The sequence below is a fragment of the Saccharicrinis aurantiacus genome (genome assembly GCF_001660705.2).
Taxonomy (GTDB): Bacteria; Bacteroidota; Bacteroidia; order Bacteroidales; family Marinilabiliaceae; genus Saccharicrinis; species Saccharicrinis aurantiacus.
Map to the genome: position 1 here is coordinate 26852 of NZ_LYBV02000003.1, position 20335 is coordinate 47186.

At 37.4% G+C, this 20335-nt stretch carries 13 protein-coding genes; all 13 read right to left on the reverse strand.

From position 1 onward, the window contains the following. Positions 1-1422 (reverse strand): alpha/beta fold hydrolase, encoded by a 1422-nt coding sequence (locus A8B35_RS02375; protein ID WP_075601845.1) that lies wholly within the window; start codon positions 1420-1422, stop codon positions 1-3. A 254-nt stretch (positions 1423-1676) separates the two neighbouring features. Further along, positions 1677-2465 carry a 3-keto-disaccharide hydrolase gene (locus A8B35_RS02380; RefSeq protein ID WP_075601846.1) on the reverse strand — a complete coding sequence of 263 codons (789 nt, stop codon included), beginning with the start codon at positions 2463-2465 and terminating at the stop codon, positions 1677-1679. Positions 2466-2474: 9 nt separating this feature from the next. Beyond that, positions 2475-3776 carry a Gfo/Idh/MocA family protein gene (locus A8B35_RS02385; RefSeq protein WP_075601847.1) on the reverse strand — a complete coding sequence of 434 codons (1302 nt, stop codon included), beginning with the start codon at positions 3774-3776 and terminating at the stop codon, positions 2475-2477. 49 nt (positions 3777-3825) lie between these two features. Continuing rightward, positions 3826-5364, reverse strand: coding sequence for a sulfatase family protein (locus A8B35_RS02390; RefSeq protein WP_075601848.1), 1539 nt, complete (start codon positions 5362-5364; stop codon positions 3826-3828). A gap of 123 nt (positions 5365-5487) precedes the next feature. After that, positions 5488-7590: a glycoside hydrolase family 88 protein gene (locus A8B35_RS02395; RefSeq protein WP_075601849.1), complete on the reverse strand. Its 2103-nt coding sequence runs from the start codon at positions 7588-7590 to the stop codon at positions 5488-5490. A gap of 8 nt (positions 7591-7598) precedes the next feature. Further along, positions 7599-9230: a sulfatase-like hydrolase/transferase gene (locus tag A8B35_RS02400; RefSeq protein ID WP_075601850.1), complete on the reverse strand. Its 1632-nt coding sequence runs from the start codon at positions 9228-9230 to the stop codon at positions 7599-7601. A 74-nt stretch (positions 9231-9304) separates the two neighbouring features. After that, positions 9305-10894 (reverse strand): sulfatase, encoded by a 1590-nt coding sequence (locus tag A8B35_RS02405; protein ID WP_171973139.1) that lies wholly within the window; start codon positions 10892-10894, stop codon positions 9305-9307. A 324-nt stretch (positions 10895-11218) separates the two neighbouring features. After that, the gene (locus tag A8B35_RS02410; RefSeq protein WP_075601852.1) at positions 11219-12814 is read right to left on the reverse strand and encodes an arylsulfatase; all 1596 of its coding nucleotides are present in this window, start codon (positions 12812-12814) and stop codon (positions 11219-11221) included. 25 nt (positions 12815-12839) lie between these two features. Beyond that, positions 12840-14261: a sulfatase family protein gene (locus A8B35_RS02415; RefSeq protein ID WP_075601853.1), complete on the reverse strand. Its 1422-nt coding sequence runs from the start codon at positions 14259-14261 to the stop codon at positions 12840-12842. Between the two features lie 45 nt (positions 14262-14306). Continuing rightward, positions 14307-15824: an alpha-L-fucosidase gene (locus tag A8B35_RS02420; protein ID WP_075601854.1), complete on the reverse strand. Its 1518-nt coding sequence runs from the start codon at positions 15822-15824 to the stop codon at positions 14307-14309. Between the two features lie 12 nt (positions 15825-15836). Beyond that, a complete protein-coding gene (locus A8B35_RS02425) occupies positions 15837-17375 on the reverse strand; it encodes a sulfatase family protein (RefSeq protein WP_171973140.1) in 1539 nt (512 codons plus the stop codon). Positions 17376-17382: 7 nt separating this feature from the next. Beyond that, positions 17383-18834, reverse strand: a complete 1452-nt coding sequence (locus tag A8B35_RS02430) for a sulfatase-like hydrolase/transferase (RefSeq protein ID WP_075601855.1) — start codon at positions 18832-18834, stop codon at positions 17383-17385. Between the two features lie 30 nt (positions 18835-18864). Continuing rightward, positions 18865-20175 carry an amylo-alpha-1,6-glucosidase gene (locus A8B35_RS02435; RefSeq protein ID WP_075601856.1) on the reverse strand — a complete coding sequence of 437 codons (1311 nt, stop codon included), beginning with the start codon at positions 20173-20175 and terminating at the stop codon, positions 18865-18867. Between the last annotated feature and the right edge of the window lie 160 nt (positions 20176-20335).

Genomic DNA, 20335 nt, shown 5'->3' on the forward strand with positions numbered 1-20335 from the left:
TTAATTTTCGTCGCCAACAAAGTCATTAATACTTGGCAACCATGTGCGGTTATATTTTTTTACAGTTCTATAGTTGAAATATTCAGCTTTTGAGTTTTTATCTAACTTTTTGGCGAGTTTGTTCATGTCTTTGGGTGCAGTGCTTGGCCATTTACCTGATTCTAGTCGTTTCACCATTGTTTCAATGGCTGCTAACCATTCTCCCGTAGTAAAAGTGCAATGCCCCCATCGTTTTACATAGGCAGTTCTTAGTAATTCAGAATAACCTTTTTCGGCAACTAAATCTTCGTAGCCTTTTACCATGGCAGGATACACCAAGCCATCGCCACTTGTACTCATGCGTAGAAATGGAATTTTTGGCTCGCCAATATGCGTGCGCCCAGGTTTACTCCACCATTGTTTTGCAGAAGCATCGGCTTTAATACGGGGTGAGGTATTTATCGTATTAAGATCATCTTTAAGTTTAACCCCTGCATTTTTATATAATTGCTTAACTGCGTTTTTGTAAAGCTCGTCACCATTATCGAAAAACGCTGCGTAATCAACTCCTGTGTTAGATTTTATTTGGCCTGGTGCCGCCAATTCAATCATGTTTGTACCAAAAGTACCTCGACTTGGAAGTAAGCCAAGCAGACTATAATACATGCTTAATTGTAACTCTTCCGTATTGTTAGGGTCGGGGTTTTGAACTGGAGCATTGCCTTTTCCACCCCAAGCAGGCCACTGACCTATCGTTATGGCCAAAGCAATTCTTGCTCGCCCTTCAGGTGTTTGTTGGGCTTCCTCAACCACTTTCTTCCAAGCTAAGGTTATCCGTTCTGTTTCTTTTCCTCTTAGTGGAATATCAACAATTGGAAGTTCGGGAGCTAACAGAGCCTTTAAAACAAACATCGCATCTAAATGGGTATTCGCCATCCAAGGGCTTGTAGCACCGCATAAAGCAATAGCTCCATCTATCCTGTCGGGATGAATTTCGGCCATGGCAATAGTTACCGTTCCTCCGCCTGAGCAGCCTAACTGAATTGTATAGGCTGGTTTACCAAAGCTAACTTCAAAAATATCTAGCACCGAAATTAAGTCATGTATTTCATGGGCAGGATCATAAGCTTTCATTCGACCAGGACGGCGTTTAGTTCCGGATAAGGCATAGCCCATTTTTAATAGCTTAAGGTTACGCGGAGAATTAGCCGATTTGTAATAATCTAAATCATTCAGTAATGTTCCGTTCCAATTTTCGGGTACACGAATACGGTATAATGTACCACGTATAGGAATTGAATCTTCCAATTCTATAAATGTTCCTTCTGCACAGGTTTCAAAATCTGTTGATAAATCGGGCATATGCCAATTTTGTTCTTTTTCTTGCCCCAATAATACAAGGGGAGTAAAAAAAAGAAGAAGTATGTAGATAATTATTTTCATTCAGATAACTTATTTATGCTGTTTGTACAAAGGTTTTAGTAATTGATTAAAAACATGGAGAATAACAGGTTTTAATGTAGGGTGCTAAAGTTGGGGCTTTTTGTTTTTTGCAGTCAAACCGCGAATTATATCTTTTGAGATAACTATTCGTTTACTATTCAATTTGAAATTTGACCTTAATTCCACATAAATATTATACATCAACTTTATCAGGATAATGAAATTTTTAAACTAGTGTTAACTTAAGCTCCCTCTTAAAGTGTTAATTCTCTTACCCAAACATTCCTATAACTAACCGGTTTTCCATGGTTTTGAAGTATGATAGAGCCTTTGTCATGTTTTTTGATTTGATATTCAGGAATTCCTACAAATACACATGGCCCACGTAATTTCACAGCATGTTGCACCAATACGCCATTATGCAAAACCGTAAATACCGGAGGAACCAAATAATTGCCATCTTCCTTAAAATGAGGTGCCTTAAAAATGATATCATAGGTTTGCCATTCACCCGGGCCTTTGCAAGCATTAACTAAGGGTGCATATTGCTTGTAAATGCTGGCAGCCTGGCCGTTTTTGTAGGTGCGATTATTGTAACTATCTAATATTTGAACCTCGTATTGGCCATCACAAAATATAACGCCGCTATTTCCTCTCTTCTGACTATCACCATTTACTTTTGCAGGAGTTCGCCACTCTATATGCAGTTGAACTGAACCAAATTTACGTTTGGTTTTTATTAGAGCAGGCCCTTTAATACCTTTCCCTCTTTTTACAACTGTTACCGCTCCCTTTTTCACAGGCCATTGTGGGAGACTGTCATTTTCATTAACCCACTCATCCAGGTTAGTTCCATCAAACAAAATAATGGCATCCGAAGGCGCATCACCGTATTTATCTCCTGGAGTAATGACTTTTACCTCTGGTTCCCAAACTTCAGTCATTTCGTGTTCCATCTCCATTAGTTTGGGAATCTCTTGTGCTTTGCTTGATAGCACAAAAAAGAAGAACAGTGCTTGTAATATTATAATTTTATTCAGCATATTATCAGATTAAAGTTTCCAAGGTTCTCTGTATTTACGATCGGTTAAGGCCAATGCTTCGGCACTTGGGTTAATGAGCTCTTCTTTTGTAGGATTCCAATGCAAGGTTTCTCCAGTCATATAAGCTATCTCACCCAATAAACCTGCGGTAATTGCACGATTTCCTGCTTCTACAGGAGCTACAGGTTCTTTTCTTGACCTTACACACTCAATAAAATTCCCAGCATGCCCTTTTGATTCATATAAATGAATACCATTTTCAGGGATAAGCTCCTTTAAAAAATTAGGATTACTGGCCTTTAACCCTTCTTTGCGATTGGCATGAATCCAACCATTTTCACCATACCAACAAATACCATGTTTATGAGGTGTTTTTGATTCACTGCACATTCGTACTGGAATGCCATTGGCCATTTTCATTTGAATATCGAAAGAATAGGCAACGTCGTAAATCGTATTATCCCGGAAAGTTGCTTCTCCTGAAATCTCAACAGGACCCGCATTGTTATGCTCCATCGACCATAGGGCAATATCCAGATGATGACCTACCCAATCGGTTAACTGTCCGCCAGAATAGTTTCTTAACCAACGCCAGTGACCATGCAATATGCCACGGTATTCTTGAAATTTGGCTGGTCCCACCCAGAAATTATAGTCTACCTCAGCTGGAGGCTGTTGAATTTCTGGTATGCCAATCTCCTCTTTCATATCAGGAATACCAACTTCTATGTGTTTAATTTTTCCAAGCACACCATTAGCAACCAATTCGCAAGCATGTCTAAAGTGTTTCATACTTCGTTGCTGGCTACCTGTTTGAAAAATAATATTATTGTCTCGTACCGCCTTAACAACTTGTTTACCTTCTTCTATTTTTCTAACCAAAGGTTTTTCTCCATAAATATCAATTTTATTTTCTGCGAAACTTTTATATAGAAGTGCGTGCCAATGATCAGGAACAGCAATGCATACCGCATCAATTGATTCCTTGGCTAATAACTCTCTATAATCAGTATATGCTCTGGCATCTTTATTTTTAGTATACTCCCACATAGCTTCTTGAGAGCGTTTTAGCTTACCCTTATCCAAATCGCATAAAGCTACAAACTGAACACCTTTCTGCTTGAGTAGCGCTTTTATGTTGCCGTTACCTTTTCCATTAAGACCAATTCCCGCCATCACAATCCTATCACTTGGAGCGGTATGTCCATTTTTTCCACGTGCACATGCAGGAATTATTGTTGGAACTGCTATTGCTCCAGCTGCAACAATTCCTGTGTTTTTTAAAAACTTTCTTCTGTCAATTTTATTCATTACTGTAGATATGTTTTAAATAGATCTGACTATTTTTATTCTGTGATAATTAGTGACTTCCTAAATAAACCTGACTCTTTATAGTTTTCTTATACTTGCGTAATAAAGCGTCTACTTTATTTTTATATTCAGGATTGTTGATGAAATTTCCACTTTCTTCTTCAGTAATATTATTGTTTATATTGAAGAGGCCGATGGGTTGAACATCTAAATAATCCTTTGTTTTTTTATTGACTTGCATGATGAGTTTCCAACCTTTATCGTTGATGATATATTCTTTGTCGGCTCCACCCTGAATCATTAGGAAATCATGTGTTTTTGCCCCTTTCTCGTTTTTAAGTACCGGCATTAAATTATGAGAATCTTGCGCTACTGTTTTTTCAATATTCTGCTGGGTTATAGCTGCTAACGTAGCCATTATATCCATTCCTATTATTGGCTTGTCGCACGATTGTTTCTTTTTTATTTCTTTAGGCCACGAAACAATAAAAGGTACGCGATGACCACCTTCGTATGGCAAGTTTTTTGCTCCGCGATAGATATCGCTAGGTTGATGCCCTGCCTTATAAGAATCAGGAACGATATCTGGCCCTAAGCCACCATTGTCGGAAGTAAAAACAATAACCGTATTATTAAGAATGCCTTGCTTTTTTAATTCCCTAATCAGCAAACCAACCTGTTCATCTAATTCCTTTACCATATCGAGGTGCTTTGATGGGGTTGATCCTTTAATTTTCACACCATTAATTTCAGCAGGAGGAGCATGAGGAGTATGTACAGCCTGCGAGCAGTAATACATAAAAAATGGTTTTTCCTGCTTTGCATGCTTAGCTATATACTCAACCCCTTTTTTAGCGAGTAATGGCCCCATTTCACTAGGATCCCAATTAGAATCGCCCCAACCTGGTTTATTGAAATGATCCACACCTAATTTTGTATAATAATCTTGGTCAATTACTTTTATTTCTGAGTTTTCTCTAAGCTTCAACCACTCGTGGTTTTCGTAAATGGCATAAGGCACATTCTGAATTCCTGCAGGAAGCGAAAGACTGTAATCAAAACCCAACTGCTTTGGGCCAATCTTAATTTTTGTAATATCCACAGGTACACGAGGGTTCCTTTTTTCTTGTCGGTTTGAAATAAACAAATGCTCTGGATTATCCTTTTGTGGGAAACCCGTGCCAATATGCCATTTACCTATAAAAGCGGTGTTATAGTTGGCTTGTTTCATTAGTCTACCTAAGGTAAGTTGGTTTTCTCGAATAACAGGTTTTGAATAGCCACCCCAAACGCCCCAGCCTGCAGTACTTCTGTAGCAACTATTTCCGGTCATTATAGCATAACGCGATGTTGCACATAAGGCAGCAGGTGAGTGGGCATTTGTAAATACCATCCCTTGGTTTGCTAACAGATCGATATTTGGAGTTTCTAATATTATAGTATCGCTATGCATTTTTCGATAGTGCGATATATCTCCCGTACCCAAATCATCTGCTAAAATAACAATGACATTAGGTTGTTTGTTTTTTTGAGCAAAACTTCCAAAAGCTATTGAAAATAGTGCGATGATAATTGATAGTGTTTTCATATAATTTCATTTACTGTAATAATTCAACGGTTTTATATTGATAGGATAGCAAGGAGATATCAAGTCTAAAAGAGGGTGATAAATAATCTACCTAAAGCATTGTTTATAAACCGTTGATTACTTCTATTTTAATATTTCGTTCATCTCTAAAAAGAAAAATAGTGCCCAATCCTGATCATTGGCAAATTCGTCGTAGAACTCAGCTTCCACACCATTTACCTTTTCAGGATAGAGGTAGGCACATGCTCCTGTGCCATTATTACGGATGTTACATAAGTTATTCTCGAGGCATATTTTACCTCTGCGCAGATAGTCTTCATTTCCTGTGGCTACATAGTACTGGATGTAAGCTCTTCCGGTAAGTGCTGACCAATAATGTGGCATTGTATCGCCCCACGATTGGCGTTTGCCAAACCAAAAACCATCCCAATGGCGGATGCCTACTTCGTTTAAATGATAATCGGGTTGCTGCCCATTGAAAGCTTCAAGTAGTGCAAGATGTTTTTCCCCTTCCTTTAAATAATGCTTGTCTTTTGTGATATGATATAACTCGAGGTAAAAGTTCACGGCTGGCGACACAATTGATTGTTCGTAATTCACCTCATGACGTGGGTAGTTTATTCCATTTTTGTCGTATTCTTTTGCCACCATTTTAAAGTCATATAACAGGGTGTCAGCTTCTGCAGTAAAGCCAGCTTCGCGCAAGTAATCAACACTTTTTTTGATTGGTACACAAATGGCGTAAAAATCGTACCCAAATTCTGCATACCATTTTCGCATGGTATAATAACAATCTTTTATGTAAAGCGGATTTTTGGTTTGTTGATACAACTCGGCGTAAAATGCTGCTACCCAAGGATAATTATAACCTCTGTGTCTTTTATTCTGTTCTACAGTAGAGTAAACCTTATAATCAGGTGTTTGTAGTTTGTATCGAACAAACTGATAATATTCTTCGAGTGATTTTTGATACTTCTTGCTTTTTTGCGGGTTCATCTGTAACCAACTGGCAATAGCAACGCCCATACCTAAACGTTCCGCTCCCTCATCGTGGTCAACCTTAAAAGGGATATTCTGATAAATTTCGTTCGTTTCGTTATCATAAACCATGTATGCACCAAATCTTCTATCAGATTTATCCTTCATTTGCTGTTTATCAATGATAAAGTCAACGCGCTTTTGTAATAGTTCATCAGTAGGTAGAGAAAAATACAAGTTGATAACCGTTTTCTTCTCACCGTAATTCAGGGTAACAATTTTATTTCCAATTTTTTTTGCTTTGTAATCTGCCGTAATAAGATTGCCTGTTTGTTTTAGTTTTAGAGGCTTTCCATCCACACTGCAACTTACATTCTCTAATTTAGTTGCTGATTTGAAACGTAATTTTGCAGTTTCTCTTAGTGGGATAAAATACTTGTCAGCTTCGGCAATGACTGTTCCACTTTGCAAAGCTTTTAAGTAAAAGTCTTCATAACCTTCGTGCCAAAACACTTTCCAAGTTAATCCGTAAGAATCTGCAGCTTTAATGATTGTTGGTTCTACCTTTAATGTGATACCACCGCGAAGGTTTGACCCTGCTACTTTACGAGGCATAGTTGCAGTGTTTACCAATTCATAATGGCGAATACTACCTTCGGTAACAACAAGCCCAAGGTGTGGAGCCTCAGTTCCCATGCGGATGGCATTAACATATGATGAGTTATATCCTCCGGCCCAAACGTGCGCATTACAACGTTCAGTCATACATTTTTCAGCACCACCTTCATACCAGTCTTTCAATGGGGTATAAATACCCATATCAAGTACTTTTAAATCAAACTTACTGGTATTATTTATTTCAAATTTTTCGATTAACTCTCCTTCACTTGTAAATGAACGAGAAATATTCATTGTAAAATCAGGAAAATTGTAAGTGTAAATGGTTTTACCTTTATCAAAAGAAACCTCCGAGATCGAATTCCATTTATAGACCTTTTGTTTCCCTTCCTTCTCGATTTTTACAAATCCAAGTCCCCAAGCAAATTCTGGTGTAAACCAGCCTAGCTCACTACCGTCACAATTAAATATCCAATTCATTTTATGCTTATCGTTTTTGTGCATAATTTTCTGGATACCGCCTGTATTCATGTCGGTATGTATAATGAAATTGTTGGTCTGTGCAGTTGAAGTAACACTACAAACTGCTATTGTTAGCAGCAAAATAAAATTGTGTATCGGATTTTTCATGTGTAGTATTAAATTTTAGATTTTATATTGGTGTAAATATCAATCTTTGGATTTCCCTTGCCTCGGGCTTTAGTTATCTCATCTTTCCAAGCATTTCTTAATTCATCGGCAATAGCCTGATAGGATGTATTATTAATAAGATTATCACATTCGCTAGGATCATTTTTTAGGTTGTACAATTCTTCGTAGACAGGTGATTCACCTTGGATCGGACCTTCAATAAAGCTGCGATAAACGGCAAACTGACTTGGGTGAACCTCATACAACATCTCTCTTAAATGTATACCATATTGCTTGGCGAGTTTGATTTTAGCTTGAGCTGAAATATTATTGTTTTTATAGTATCGAATATATTTCCATTCTTTGGTTTGTACCGATTCGCATCTTGGATTACCAAAAGTGGTTGACCATAAATTCTCTGTAAATAGATACTTGCGAACTGAAGTGTTTTTGTTTTCGATAAACCCCGAAATATCTTTGCCTTGCATGGCTTCTGATTTATCAAGACCACCTAAGGATAGTATGGTTGGAGCGATATCTATAGTTTGTACTAGGGCGTCACTTTTGTACCCTTTTTTTAGTTTTGGATGGTAGATAAACATAGGCACATGTGTGGTTTTTTCGTAGCACAAAGCTTTACCTCCAAGCCCATGTTCGCCCATAAATAAACCATGGTCGGAGGTGAAGATGATGATGGTGTTTTTATCAATTTTTAGCTCTTTTAGCTTTTTTCGGAGTTTGCCAACGAGTCTATCAACCCCTGTAATACATTGCATCTGACGAATGTATCTTTCTCGAAAATCTTCAGGTGTATTAACGTAATCATAGCCTGTTTGGCGGTCGTTGGCATGATGGATATCTGCAGGTAGTTTAGGGTTTTTTATATCCGCTTTAGCGATGTAATTATCGGGTAGGGGAATCTCCATATCTCGGTATAAGCTTCGGTATATTTCATCATCAGTAGGCTTTTGTCGCATAGCTCCGGTAGAAGCACCATGCGGAATATTGAAATTTAAATTTAGTAAGAAGGGTTTATCTTGCGGGCGGTTATCTAAAAAGCTAATTGCTCCTTTTAATCGTCTTGCATTAGGATCTAAAAATTGATCTACGCCTTCCTCTAATATTTCTACTTGCGTATCAGCAATGGCATCTTTGTATATTTCTCTTTTTTCTTTTGGATAAAAATATACGCCCCCATGACTGGCATACCAATAATCGAAACTTTTTTCGGCGATACCACTCTCATAACCTAATTTGCCTATTGGGGTATGGTTTTTTCCTATGTAAGCGGTATAATATCCAGCCTTTCGCATTAGTACTGGGTACGAATTTTCCCATGCTTCCTCAGAAATGCTAGTAGCTGAATTAAAGTTCACACTATGTTTTCTTTCGAATTGGCCTAGCAACATACAAACTCTACTAGGTGTACATATAGGGCTGCTAACATGAGCATTTGTAAATAGTACACTTTGGTTTACTAACTTATCTAAGTTAGGGGTTTGAATAATGCTATTACCTGTACATCCCATCATTCCATAGGATTGATCGTCTGTTAGGATAAAAATAATATTAGGGCGATCTTGGGCTTTACCTATTAGGGTAAATAAAATAATTGATGTTATTACTAATACTTGTTTCATATAAATGTTATTTATGTACAATTATTATTGTATTGGTTTTGCAAATCCTCAGGTTTACTTATTGTAATATCTAGTTACTGAGCCTTTCCACCTGTAATTGTGGGATTGGAGAGCTGTGCCTTACGTATATTTTTTTCAGCTGTTAGGCGCTTGTTTAGCGCTTTTTTACGGCCACTTTCTTTGTTTTTTTGCGAGGCATTATCTCTAATATTTTCAGAATCTCCCATTATGTTGCCATTATGATAGCGTTCTATTAGGTCTTTACCCTCAGGAGTATGTGCATAAATTGGGAGCTCGGCATTTGCGCTTACCAAGTAATTTTGAAGCATTTTATCCAATTCTTTTACTTTCTCAGGCAAGTCTGAATATTTGTCGTTCTGTTCCTCAGGATCGTCATTAAGGTTGAATAACGCATAACGCCCTTTGGCATCATTATAGAATAAGGTTAATTTCCATCCATCATATATTACACTTGAGTGTGGAGATGTATTTTTTGAATAGTGCGGAAAGTGAAAATATATGGGACGCTTAGCAAGTTTACTTGTTTGTGTAATTTCTCCTACAAGGCTTACTCCATCAATAATGTAATCGGAATTTATGGGCGCATTGGCGACCTCTAAAAAGGTAGGATACAAATCCATTGAAATGGTTCGTGTTTGGTTTAGTGCTCCACCTTTTATTTTATCGGGCCAATGCATAATAAGTGGCACACGGTATCCTCCTTCGTAAGAAAACGTTTTGCCACCCATTAGCGGGTAGTTCGATGTTGCACCACATCCGCCATTGTCGCTTGAAAAAACAATTAAGGTGTTATTTAACAACTTTAAGTGTTTAAGATAAGCCACAATTTTACCTACACTTTCATCCAGGGCTTCCACCATTGAAGCATACTTTGGATTATTCTGGTCGGTTTTAAGTTTTTTATCATATTTGCCTATCAATTCTTTTTTGCCTACAAACGGTCCGTGTGTTAAATAACTGTGGTAACTCAAAAAGAAAGGTTTACTTTTGTTATCCTCAATAAAAGAACAAGCTGCTTCTACATAGCAATCCTCGCGCCAATCGCCTGGTTTTGCATTGGGCAGATTAACCAAGTCTGTAGTATTCGTGATATAGTGATCTTCAAAAAGAACATCTATTTTATTATAATACCCCGCTGCCCAATCGTATCCCCTTTGCTCAGGTCTGTAGCCATCTAAAATTCCAATGTGCCATTTACCAATAAACCCTGTAGTATATCCCGCATTTTTAAGTTGTTCTGCAATTAGTATTGCTTCACTGCCAAGGGTATGTCTGTGTTTAGCTTCTAATGTTTGGTTGTTTAAACCAATTTCTTTGCTTACGTCATAAAGGCTATCATTGGGAGCACTTTTTGATTTATATATATTGGTATATTTATTTCTGGCAGGTGACCTTCCGCTGAGTAAAGCTCCTCTTGAAGGTGCACATACCGGAGCTGCAGCATACGCTCGGGTAAAGCGCATTCCGTTTTTTGCCAACAGATCCAGGTTAGGGGTTTCGTAATATTCGCTGCCGGTGCAACTGAGATCTTTCCAACCTAAGTCATCCGCATAAATCATTATTATATTTGGTTGCGTTTGAGACTGAAGCATTGTTGTAAATAGGAATAGACTAATAGTTATAAGGTATTTGTATCTGTTCATTTTTTCATTTTTTGAAATGACACTTTCTAAACTAGAATTAATTGCATACTTCATAGAAATTCGTTTTTCGGTTTCATCGATAGAGATTAAATAAATTACCCGTGCAAATTCGGGTACGATCCAACTTAGAATACATCCGCAGGCTTGGAGATATTCAAGTCATATTATATTTATAGTTTCTGAGAATAATTCTTTAGATTACTCTGGAATTTATATTAATATCAATAATAAAGATTGCTGTATGTCACTTCATGTTTTTTGAGTATACAAAGCTCATAAAAACAGTATTGCGTTAAAAAAAGATCATTAATGTACCTCATTTAATTATTTGTGTACCACTTTTACTCGTTTTGCCCACTCGTACCAACGGTCAATCATTTCTATATGTTTTTCGGGATATTTGGACGCTAAATTATTTAACTCTGTGGGATCTTCTTTTAGGTTAAAGAGCTCCCACTCTTGTCCATCCTTTTGGCGTGACCAGGCTATTTTCCAATCGCCTTTTCGGTAAGCTTTGTTTCTGCCATGTTCCATGAACCATTCGTCACGTAATAATTTTTTTCCATTTAACACGGACATTATACTGATACCTTCAGTAGCTTGTATCTTATTCCCCTTATATGAATTAGGGTAATTGGTTTCAGTGACATCTAATATGGTTGGCATAACATCAATAATGCTAGCCACTTCATTAGCTAGGGCATTTTTGTCTTTAATTTGCATTGGCCAATGCATAATGAAAGGGCTAATAACGCCACCTTCGTGACCCGATTTTTTGAATCTACGATAGGGAGTATTGCTAAGGTTTGCCCATGCTGGTCCGTAACTCATATAACTGGTTGCAGGGCCTGGCAATACATTTATATCATTACCTGGATATACTCTCTTGCCATCTATAGTTACAGAAACTTCACGGCTCGACACCCACTGTTCAACGCCTTCTAAGGTTTCTGCACATCCTCCATTATCAGAAAGAAACATGATCAATGTATTGTCAAACTCGCCTTCTTTTTTAAGTTTTGAGATGATGCGACCAATGCCTTGATCCATATTATCAACCATGGCTGCATAGGTCATCATGCGCTGTAATTCCCACTTTTTATTTTCTGTAGCGCTCCATGCTTTCGCACGAGGATTTCGAGGACTTAGTTTTACGTTTTCGGGAACAATACCTAGGTTTTTCATGCGCTCAAGTCTTTCTTCCCTTAAAACATCCCATCCCTTATTAAACACGCCTTCATATTTTTCGATGTCTTTTGGCAAAGCATGCAATGGCCAGTGTGGAGCAGTATAGGCTACATAAAAGAAGAAAGGTGATTGCTTGTTATTCTGAAAATGGTTATCAATAAATGAAACCGTAGAATCTGAAATAGCATCGGTATAATAGAAGCTGTCTTCTGGCTTTAGCTTAACGGCTTCGTTGTTGTAGTTTAATGAATATGGATCGAAATAACTTCCTACACCTTTTATGGTACCAAAAAATTTATCAAAACCGCGTTGGATAGGCCAATTGTGTTTGTCTTCGCCGTTATCAGAATCAGCTACATGCCATTTCCCAGTCATGTAAGTAGCATAACCGTTGGTTTTCATAATCTCGGCAATGGTAACAGCATTTATGCTAAGGTCGCCATGACCATGACCAACCATTCCGCCAACACCTGCCTGATGTGGGTATAATCCAGTTAAAAGTGCTGCTCGTGTTGGGCAGCATCTTGCATTGTTATAAAATTGAGTAAAACGAATACCACCCTCTGCGAGCTCATCCAAGTTGGGTGTATTTATTTCGCCACCATAACATCCAATATCGGAATAGCCCATATCATCGGCCATTATCAGAATGATATTAGGGCGTTTTTGAGCTACAATTTGAATCCCCAATGTTAGAAAGAATAGCAGAATTGTGGTATGTTTTTTATTCATTTTGAATTGCTAATTAGTTGTAATCTTATTTAGAAATATCTTTATCTATATCAGCATCAAATTGATTCATTTGCTTAATGAGTTCTTCTGCTTTCTCTGGATGCTGACTGATTACATTCTTCGATTCTGAGATGTCGTTTTTTAGATTGAAAAGCTTAGGTTTTAAATCTTCTTCTGATAGTTTTCTCCATGATGTTTTTCTGTACCCATTGATTACGTATTTCCAATCACCCATTCGTATTCCGTCAACTTTTGTAGAGTTTGAACCGTAAAAATACATCTCCTGGCGAGGTGATTTTTTCGATTTGCCTTCAATAAACTTAGAAATGTTATAACCATCGTATGTTCTATCTTTTGGCAATGGTATTTTGGCATAATGTGCAAATGTTGGGAGTAAGTCGAGTGAGGAAACAATCTCATCACTAACAATACCTGACTTTATTTTGCTTGGTGCCCATACAACGGCAGGTACCCTCTGTCCGCCTTCGTAAGTATCAAACTTACGGCCCTTTAAAGGTTTTGCTGAACCATGACTATTGGGGCCATTATCAGAAGTAAATACCACTATTGTATTTTCATCTAAACCTAATTTTTTAAGCGTATTAAGCACTTCGCCAACACTCCAATCAATTTCTTGCACGGCATCATAGAAGGGAGAGGTGCCGCTTGAATCCTTAAACTTTTCGCCTGCATATATGGGTACATGTGGAAAAGAATGTGCAAAATATAAGAAGAAGGGTTGATCTTTATTCTCGGTAATAAATGAGATGGCTTCGTTTGTGTAGCGTTCAGTTAAGGTACCTTGATTACAAGGGTATTCAATAATTTCGTTACCTCTCATAAGTGGAGGTTTATTTTTTAAGTGTGCTTTTTGTTCTGCGCTTTGTTTTATATCAACAAGGGCTCTATCTGCCTCCATCGCTTCGAGGTTATAGTTTTCGGTAAAAACAATATCTGGAGAGATATCAATATTTGCTGCCACTGACATATTGTTACTATATGGAATGCCAAAATATGAATCGAACCCTTGATTGAGGGGGAGATACTTTTTTTTGTGACCCAAATGCCATTTGCCGACTAATGCAGTGGCATAATCTTTTTCTTTTAATAGTTCAGCTATGGTTATTTCATCTGGCGAAAGCCCTTTTTCATTTTTACGAGGGAATAAGACACCCGGAACACCAACTCGTTTAGGCATTCTGCCAGTAAGCAATGCTGCTCGTGATGGAGAACAAACAGATGAGGCTACGTAAAAGCTAGTTAGTTTAAGCCCCTCTTTAGCCATATTATCAATGTTAGGAGTTTTAACCTTATTAGAGCCAAAACAACCGAGGTCTTCGTAGCCCTGGTCATCGGTAAAAATAATGATGAAGTTTTGGGTTTGCGCAGAAAGCGACTGAAGTAAAAAGGCGAGTAGTATTATAGAAAAGCTTTTATATAGATTCATGAGATGTTATTTTATGGAGTAGCGCGAAGCTACTCCACAGATGAATTATTTTAATGTGATTTTGTAAACAATAGCAGCATCTCCTTCGGCAGGTTTCTTGCTTGGAGAAGTAACTTTTATACCCTTATTTGTTGTAGACCATTTGATACGTTCTTTGCTGCCTAACACTTTTATCGATTTCACTTTCATGTTCTTTGCTTTACCAGCGAAGGTTTCAAGTGTTAGTTCTTGTTTAGATCCGGGCCATCCTAACTGAATTGCATAAACTGTTTTGCCATTTTGGGTATAACGAACATCTTGTGCATTCAACTTGTCTAAGCCAGCTTTAATTGAACCGTATGCATTCCAATTGTCGTTGGGGTTAGAAACTAACTTAGTAGGGCCTTGACCAAACTCTACAAACGGACGAGTATTATAGATTGCCTCGCCATATAATTGCAGCCAATTGCCAATACCCTCCATACTAGCTACTTGCTCTTCGGGAATAATACCCTCCGCCATTGGCGCAGCAGCTAAAATCATTACTCCATTCTTGCTAACCACTTCGGCCAGAATTCTAATTGCTTTTTGAGGATTTAGAGCTGTTCTTTTATCTTTATTGTATCCCCACGAACTACCTAATTGAAAATCAGTAATCCAAACAAATGGGGTGATATCTTCCATAGTAGCACGTTCAACATTAACGGCTGCAATATCAGTAGGGAAGAAGTCTCCCTTGGTATTTACCACCACTTCTTTATTGAGTTCTTGCGCTTTATTAAAGTAGTTTGCTAAAAATTGTTTGCGGTAGTCTTCTCTCACGTACCCTTGCGCAAAATCCATCCAAATATAATCCGGACAATATTCGTCAATTACCTCGTTAAGTTTGCCTAGCCATATATCACATTCCTTTTCATAGGGCATATTTCCATAAAGGATATCATAGTCGCCTCCTTCAGGAAACTCTAATTGGTTATAAGCAACAAGGTGTTGCGTTGCTGGGCGCAATACTGAGTTTTCTTTTTTAGGGAAAAACATCATATGAAAACCATGATGAAAAGTGGTCATAAACTTTAAATCTCGTTTTTTCACTTCCAAAGCCATCTCTTTCACCACATCAATTTTAGGTCCCATCTTTTTTGAGTTCCATGGATTTACTTCACTTTCCCAAAGCGAAAAGCCATCATGATGTTCAGCAATGGTTCCAATAAATTTAGCACCCATATACTCAAATTTATCAACCCACTCTTTTGCATTAAACTGTTCGCCTTTCCATTCAGGGATAAAATCGTGGTATTGTTTATCTCTTCCATAAGTTTTGGTATGGTAATCGTAAATACCTTTGCCCCAATTCTTTTTTCTGTCGTGTTCATACATAAAACGGCCATACCATTCGTTCCCATTTGCAGGTACATTATATACTCCCCAATGGAAATATACACCTAGTTTAGCATCAGAAAACCACTCAGGCGTGACCTTGTGATTTTTAAGGTTATCCCATTCTGGTTTGTATTGCTCTTGAGCACTAATTGCTGAAGTAGCAACTAGAGCTGTGATTAGTAGTAAAAGTATTTTTTGTTTCATCTTATATATTTATTAATTGTCTCTTTCTCCTTTGGCTTTTAAGTGCTTTTCTTCAAATCCTTTAAAGTAATAAGGATAATCGTCCCAGGGCGATTTTCCTTGCATGCGCGGATCATTGGTTTCTTTTAGATAAGCAAATAGTTCTTTTTTAAGTGCTTTGCATAGCTTTTTGTGTTTTGAGTTGTTAGCAAGGTTGTGTAGTTGATATGGATCATTTTTTACATTGTACAATTCAATTTTTGGATGTTTACCAAACGATAAATCGAAGTAATATTTTAACTCTTCATTATTTTTATTTTCGATGAGGTGCTCACGTGTTGCACCTGCATCAATATCGCCATAAAATCCCTGATGGGGAGATGTAAAATCGGCATCACCAGCTGGCCATCTATCTGCTTCAAAGTTTACAATGTAAAGCCAATCTCCTTTTCTGATTGTACGTATAGGGTAGGGCATACCATCGGGTCTGCAATATGTATGGCGTTCTAATGAAGTGAAAACTCTATCCCGTGAGGGGTCAATTTGGCCACTTTGTTCAGCTAGTAAAATATCAAGGAAACTTTTACCAGTAGTCTCTTTTGGAGCATCTAAGCCAACTGCCTCTAGTAAGGTTGGAGCAAAGTCAATGAAGCTAATAAAGTCGTCTACGGTATTGCCTCCTTTTATTTTATTACCCCAACAAATTGCTAAAGGCATATGTGTTCCGTAATCGTAGCAGCTTGCTTTAGCTCGAGGAAATGGCATGCCATTATCGGCAGTTACAATAATAATAGTATTCTCAAGTTCATTGGCATCTTCAAGGTCTTTAATCATACGGCCCAAATGTGAATCGAACCATTCAACCTCATAATAATAGTCGGCAATATCACTTCTTACTAAATCATTATCTGGTAAAAAGCCAGGCACTTTAATTTTAGAAATATCCTTGCCCGATCGTGCTCCAATACCAGGGTTGTATGCTCTATGTGCCTCGTGTGATCCATACCAAAAGAAAAACGGTTTGCTTTTATCTCGTTGTTTAAGAAAAGATGAAAAATTTCCTGCATAGTCTTTATTAGAAATAAATTGAGGGGCTTTCTTTCGCACCTTGTTGTATTCGGGAGCAAGAGGTTCTGTTTGATAGGGCTCCTTTTTATTGGCAGGCATATATCCCTTACCTGTATAACCTGCCGAATATCCATTCGCTTTTAGTAATGTAGTAAAGGTTGTGTGTTTTTTAGGAAGTCCGCCAAATAGCAAGCCGCCTTCTTCTAGTTCCCAAATGTTTTTGCCCGTTAAAATAGACGCTCTTGAAGGAGCACATGAAGATACTGTGCAATAGGCATTATTAAATAATACGCCCTTTTGTGCTACCCTATCAAAGTTTGGGGTACTAATTTCAGCAGTACCATTAATAGAAGTGTGTGGAAAACTAATATCATCGGCAATACAGAATAAGATATTTGGTCTTTTATTTTGCTGTGCTTCTAAGTTATATGCTGACGCAAATAGCAGAGTCAGCAGTAAAAGGATGACATTGTTAGCTAATGCTATTTGTAATTGTTGTTTCATAATTGTTTTATTTAGGATCAACAACATGCAGTCCTGCTGCTGCTTTAGTTGGCAAGTCAATTGGTCTGATAAAAGGATTACGACAAGGAGGCATTTCATTGCGATGCGAGATGTATGCTCCAAATATTTTTTGCATTACCTCAGGGTTCTCTCTGCTTACGTTAGTAGTTTCAGATAGGTCATTTTCCAAATCGAAGAGGAAATGTTTGTTATCTTCTATATATAATTTCCATTTACCCATTCGCACCGCGCCCATTCTATTGGCATACCAAAACAGATAGTCATGCGGATCTTGATTGGCACCACCCTTAATGTATGGCATTAGGTTAACACCGTCTAAATGTGTGTAATTAGGTAAGCGAACATTTGCAGCAGCGCATAACGTAGGATATAAATCTAAAGTACTCACTGTTTTTTTATAGGTGCTATTTTGTTTGAGTTGCGCAGGCCAACTAACAATGTAAGGTATGCGAATGCCTGCTTCTCTGAATATTCCTTTATAGCCAGATAATCCGCCTCGTTGTCCCATAATGTGATACGGAGAATCATCGGGCCACCAACTTGGAACTTCAAAATGAATGGGATTCATAGGGCCATTGTCACTTAAAAATACAATAATTGTATTGTCTCTTAAATCTTCTTTTTCAAGATAATCTAATATGCGTCCCACATTATCATCAATTGCCAAAACCATAGCGGCGTATAGTTTCATGGATTCTGATTGGATATTTTCTACTCGTTTTCTATCTACCTTTTTAGCTTGTAAAGGCGTGTGAGGGGCATTAAATGCTAAATAGAAGAAGAATGGATTCTCCTTGTTTTCTTCAATAAACTCAATACACTGTCGACCGCATCTATCTGTTATATACTCTTCGCCCTCGCGATCAGGACCCCATTGAACCATAGTCCAACCTTCTTTGGGTTTCGGATATTGATCCACCCCACCATATCCACCTTTGGCATCAGGAAAATAATTACATCCTGCAGAGGTAAGTGAGTAAGTTTTATCAAAAGTTGTATTTGGATATCCAGGCAAGTTATATTTCCCTGCTATGGCGGTTACGTATCCTGCTTCTGAAAAAGCTTGATTGATATAGCGGTGCTTTTCAGGCACAATAGCCTTCCTTTTTTTTTGGCCAGGTAGATTAAAAGTGTCATGGTTCCACTGAATGCCAAATCGCGTTTGATAGCAACCAGTTAATAAACCAAGCCGACTAGGAGAGCAAACCGATGAAGATACATATCCATCCGTAAACCGAATTCCTTCATTAGCTAATCTATCAATGTTAGGTGTTTCGAATAATTTTCCTCCATAACAACTAGGATCGGCATATCCTAAATCATCAGCATTAATAATAATGATATTCGGTCTAGAATCATTGACGGCATTCTTCTTTTTCGCCTCAATGAGTTGAACTGAAATAATGATTAGGATTAATAATAGATACGTTTTTTTCATGATTATTTTATTTAATACTTAAGTCGGTTTTTATTTGAAATTAACACCTATTTGTATGCCGAGCTGTTTTATGTTTTTCTCGTTTAAATCTGTAGGGTTATAGTTTAGCTGTAACTCTAATGGTAAAATATAAGCTAAGGACGACCAACCAAAGAATGGGTTCATTCCATTGCCTTCACCAGTTTCTGCATTAAAAAATTCACGAGTGGTTTTATTGCCAAGTACCATATTATATGTTTTTAAGGCAATATCTTTAGCTAAATCCTTATAGCCATAATCCATTAAGCCATGGCATATCATGTAATTGGTAGGTATCCATGTGTTGCCTTTCCAGTTGCATCCTTTTTGACCTTGGTAATTTTGTCGGTAATCAGGTTCGTTCATTGCATATGAAGGAATAGGGTAAGCAGACCAAAATTCTTTTGGGTTAAGAAGATGTTCATCAACCATTCGTTTTACTTGCTCTTTAGAGGCAACGCCAGACCAAATTGGTGTAAATCCAGAAACAGATTTTACAAAGGTTGTTTTTCCATTTTCTTCATTTCTATCGTAATAAAATCCGGTTTTCTCATCCCAAAGATGTTCGTTAATTAATGCTTTTAACTGTTTTGCATGCTCTTTGTATTTCGCAATGTCTTTCTTTTTACCTATTTCTTTAGCTATAACGGCCATAGCTTCTAACTCACGAACTAAATAACAATTTAAATCAACGCCTTCGCTTTTTCCGAGGCATCGTGTATTTTGGTTGTCCATTCCACTGTGATCTGAGGCGCCTGACCAATTTTTCATTTGTTTGCCCGACCAATATGCTAAGCCATTTTTATCGGTATCATATTCAAACCAGTGTTCTAAATACTTTTTAGTTTGCTCGTAGTAATTAGCAGCCCAAGTCCAATCTTTAGTTTGTCGAGATCCTAATACTATTATCTGTGCGATAAAAGGTTTGAAGTGGTGCGTTAACCCAAACGGTTTTGGCCCGAAACATCTTTTAATAAAACCATCTGGATGTTGAATGGCAAAAAAGCCTTCAAGGTTATCGAAATTATATTGAGAAATGCCATAATAGGACATGTAGATGTTTTCGAAATATAAATCCCAATCGTAAAATTGTTCGTATTTGTATCCCGTAAGGAGTTTTTTGTTGGTTATTGTAGTATCTAATAAAATGCCATATCGTGTAATATCTTCGTTTAATTCTCTAAGTCTGGTTTTTAAAACAATTGAGTTGGCATCATATTCTACATGTGCAGGGGCTGCGTATTTCGGGCTTTGAGCGTAAACATCTGCATATTGTAATAAGAATAAACAGATTAGTAATATGTTGTATTTTGATAGATTCATGATATCGATTTTTGTAAATGTGAATGTTTACAATAAAAGTATTTTGGTATCTCTAAAAAGTACCTTAATGAGTTTTTAGAATTGTATTAAATATGCCTTAAAATACCCCTTAATAAGTTTTGTAAGTTTCTTTTATTTAGTGCTATGCAATTTTGTTAAA

What these genes read in the sequence shown, in the direction of transcription:
- A8B35_RS02420 (WP_075601854.1), bottom strand. Translation starts at nt 15,824, where the DNA reads ATGAAACAAAAAATACTTTTACTACTAATCACAGCTCTAGTTGCTACT.
- A8B35_RS02425 (WP_171973140.1), bottom strand. Translation starts at nt 17,375, where the DNA reads ATGAAACAACAATTACAAATAGCATTAGCTAACAATGTCATCCTTTTA.
- A8B35_RS02405 (WP_171973139.1), bottom strand. Translation starts at nt 10,894, where the DNA reads ATGAACAGATACAAATACCTTATAACTATTAGTCTATTCCTATTTACA.
- A8B35_RS02395 (WP_075601849.1), bottom strand. Translation starts at nt 7,590, where the DNA reads ATGAAAAATCCGATACACAATTTTATTTTGCTGCTAACAATAGCAGTT.
- A8B35_RS02410 (WP_075601852.1), bottom strand. Translation starts at nt 12,814, where the DNA reads ATGAATAAAAAACATACCACAATTCTGCTATTCTTTCTAACATTGGGG.
- A8B35_RS02390 (WP_075601848.1), bottom strand. Translation starts at nt 5,364, where the DNA reads ATGAAAACACTATCAATTATCATCGCACTATTTTCAATAGCTTTTGGA.
- A8B35_RS02375 (WP_075601845.1), bottom strand. Translation starts at nt 1,422, where the DNA reads ATGAAAATAATTATCTACATACTTCTTCTTTTTTTTACTCCCCTTGTA.
- A8B35_RS02415 (WP_075601853.1), bottom strand. Translation starts at nt 14,261, where the DNA reads ATGAATCTATATAAAAGCTTTTCTATAATACTACTCGCCTTTTTACTT.
- A8B35_RS02385 (WP_075601847.1), bottom strand. Translation starts at nt 3,776, where the DNA reads ATGAATAAAATTGACAGAAGAAAGTTTTTAAAAAACACAGGAATTGTT.
- A8B35_RS02435 (WP_075601856.1), bottom strand. Translation starts at nt 20,175, where the DNA reads ATGAATCTATCAAAATACAACATATTACTAATCTGTTTATTCTTATTA.
- A8B35_RS02400 (WP_075601850.1), bottom strand. Translation starts at nt 9,230, where the DNA reads ATGAAACAAGTATTAGTAATAACATCAATTATTTTATTTACCCTAATA.
- A8B35_RS02430 (WP_075601855.1), bottom strand. Translation starts at nt 18,834, where the DNA reads ATGAAAAAAACGTATCTATTATTAATCCTAATCATTATTTCAGTTCAA.
- A8B35_RS02380 (WP_075601846.1), bottom strand. Translation starts at nt 2,465, where the DNA reads ATGCTGAATAAAATTATAATATTACAAGCACTGTTCTTCTTTTTTGTG.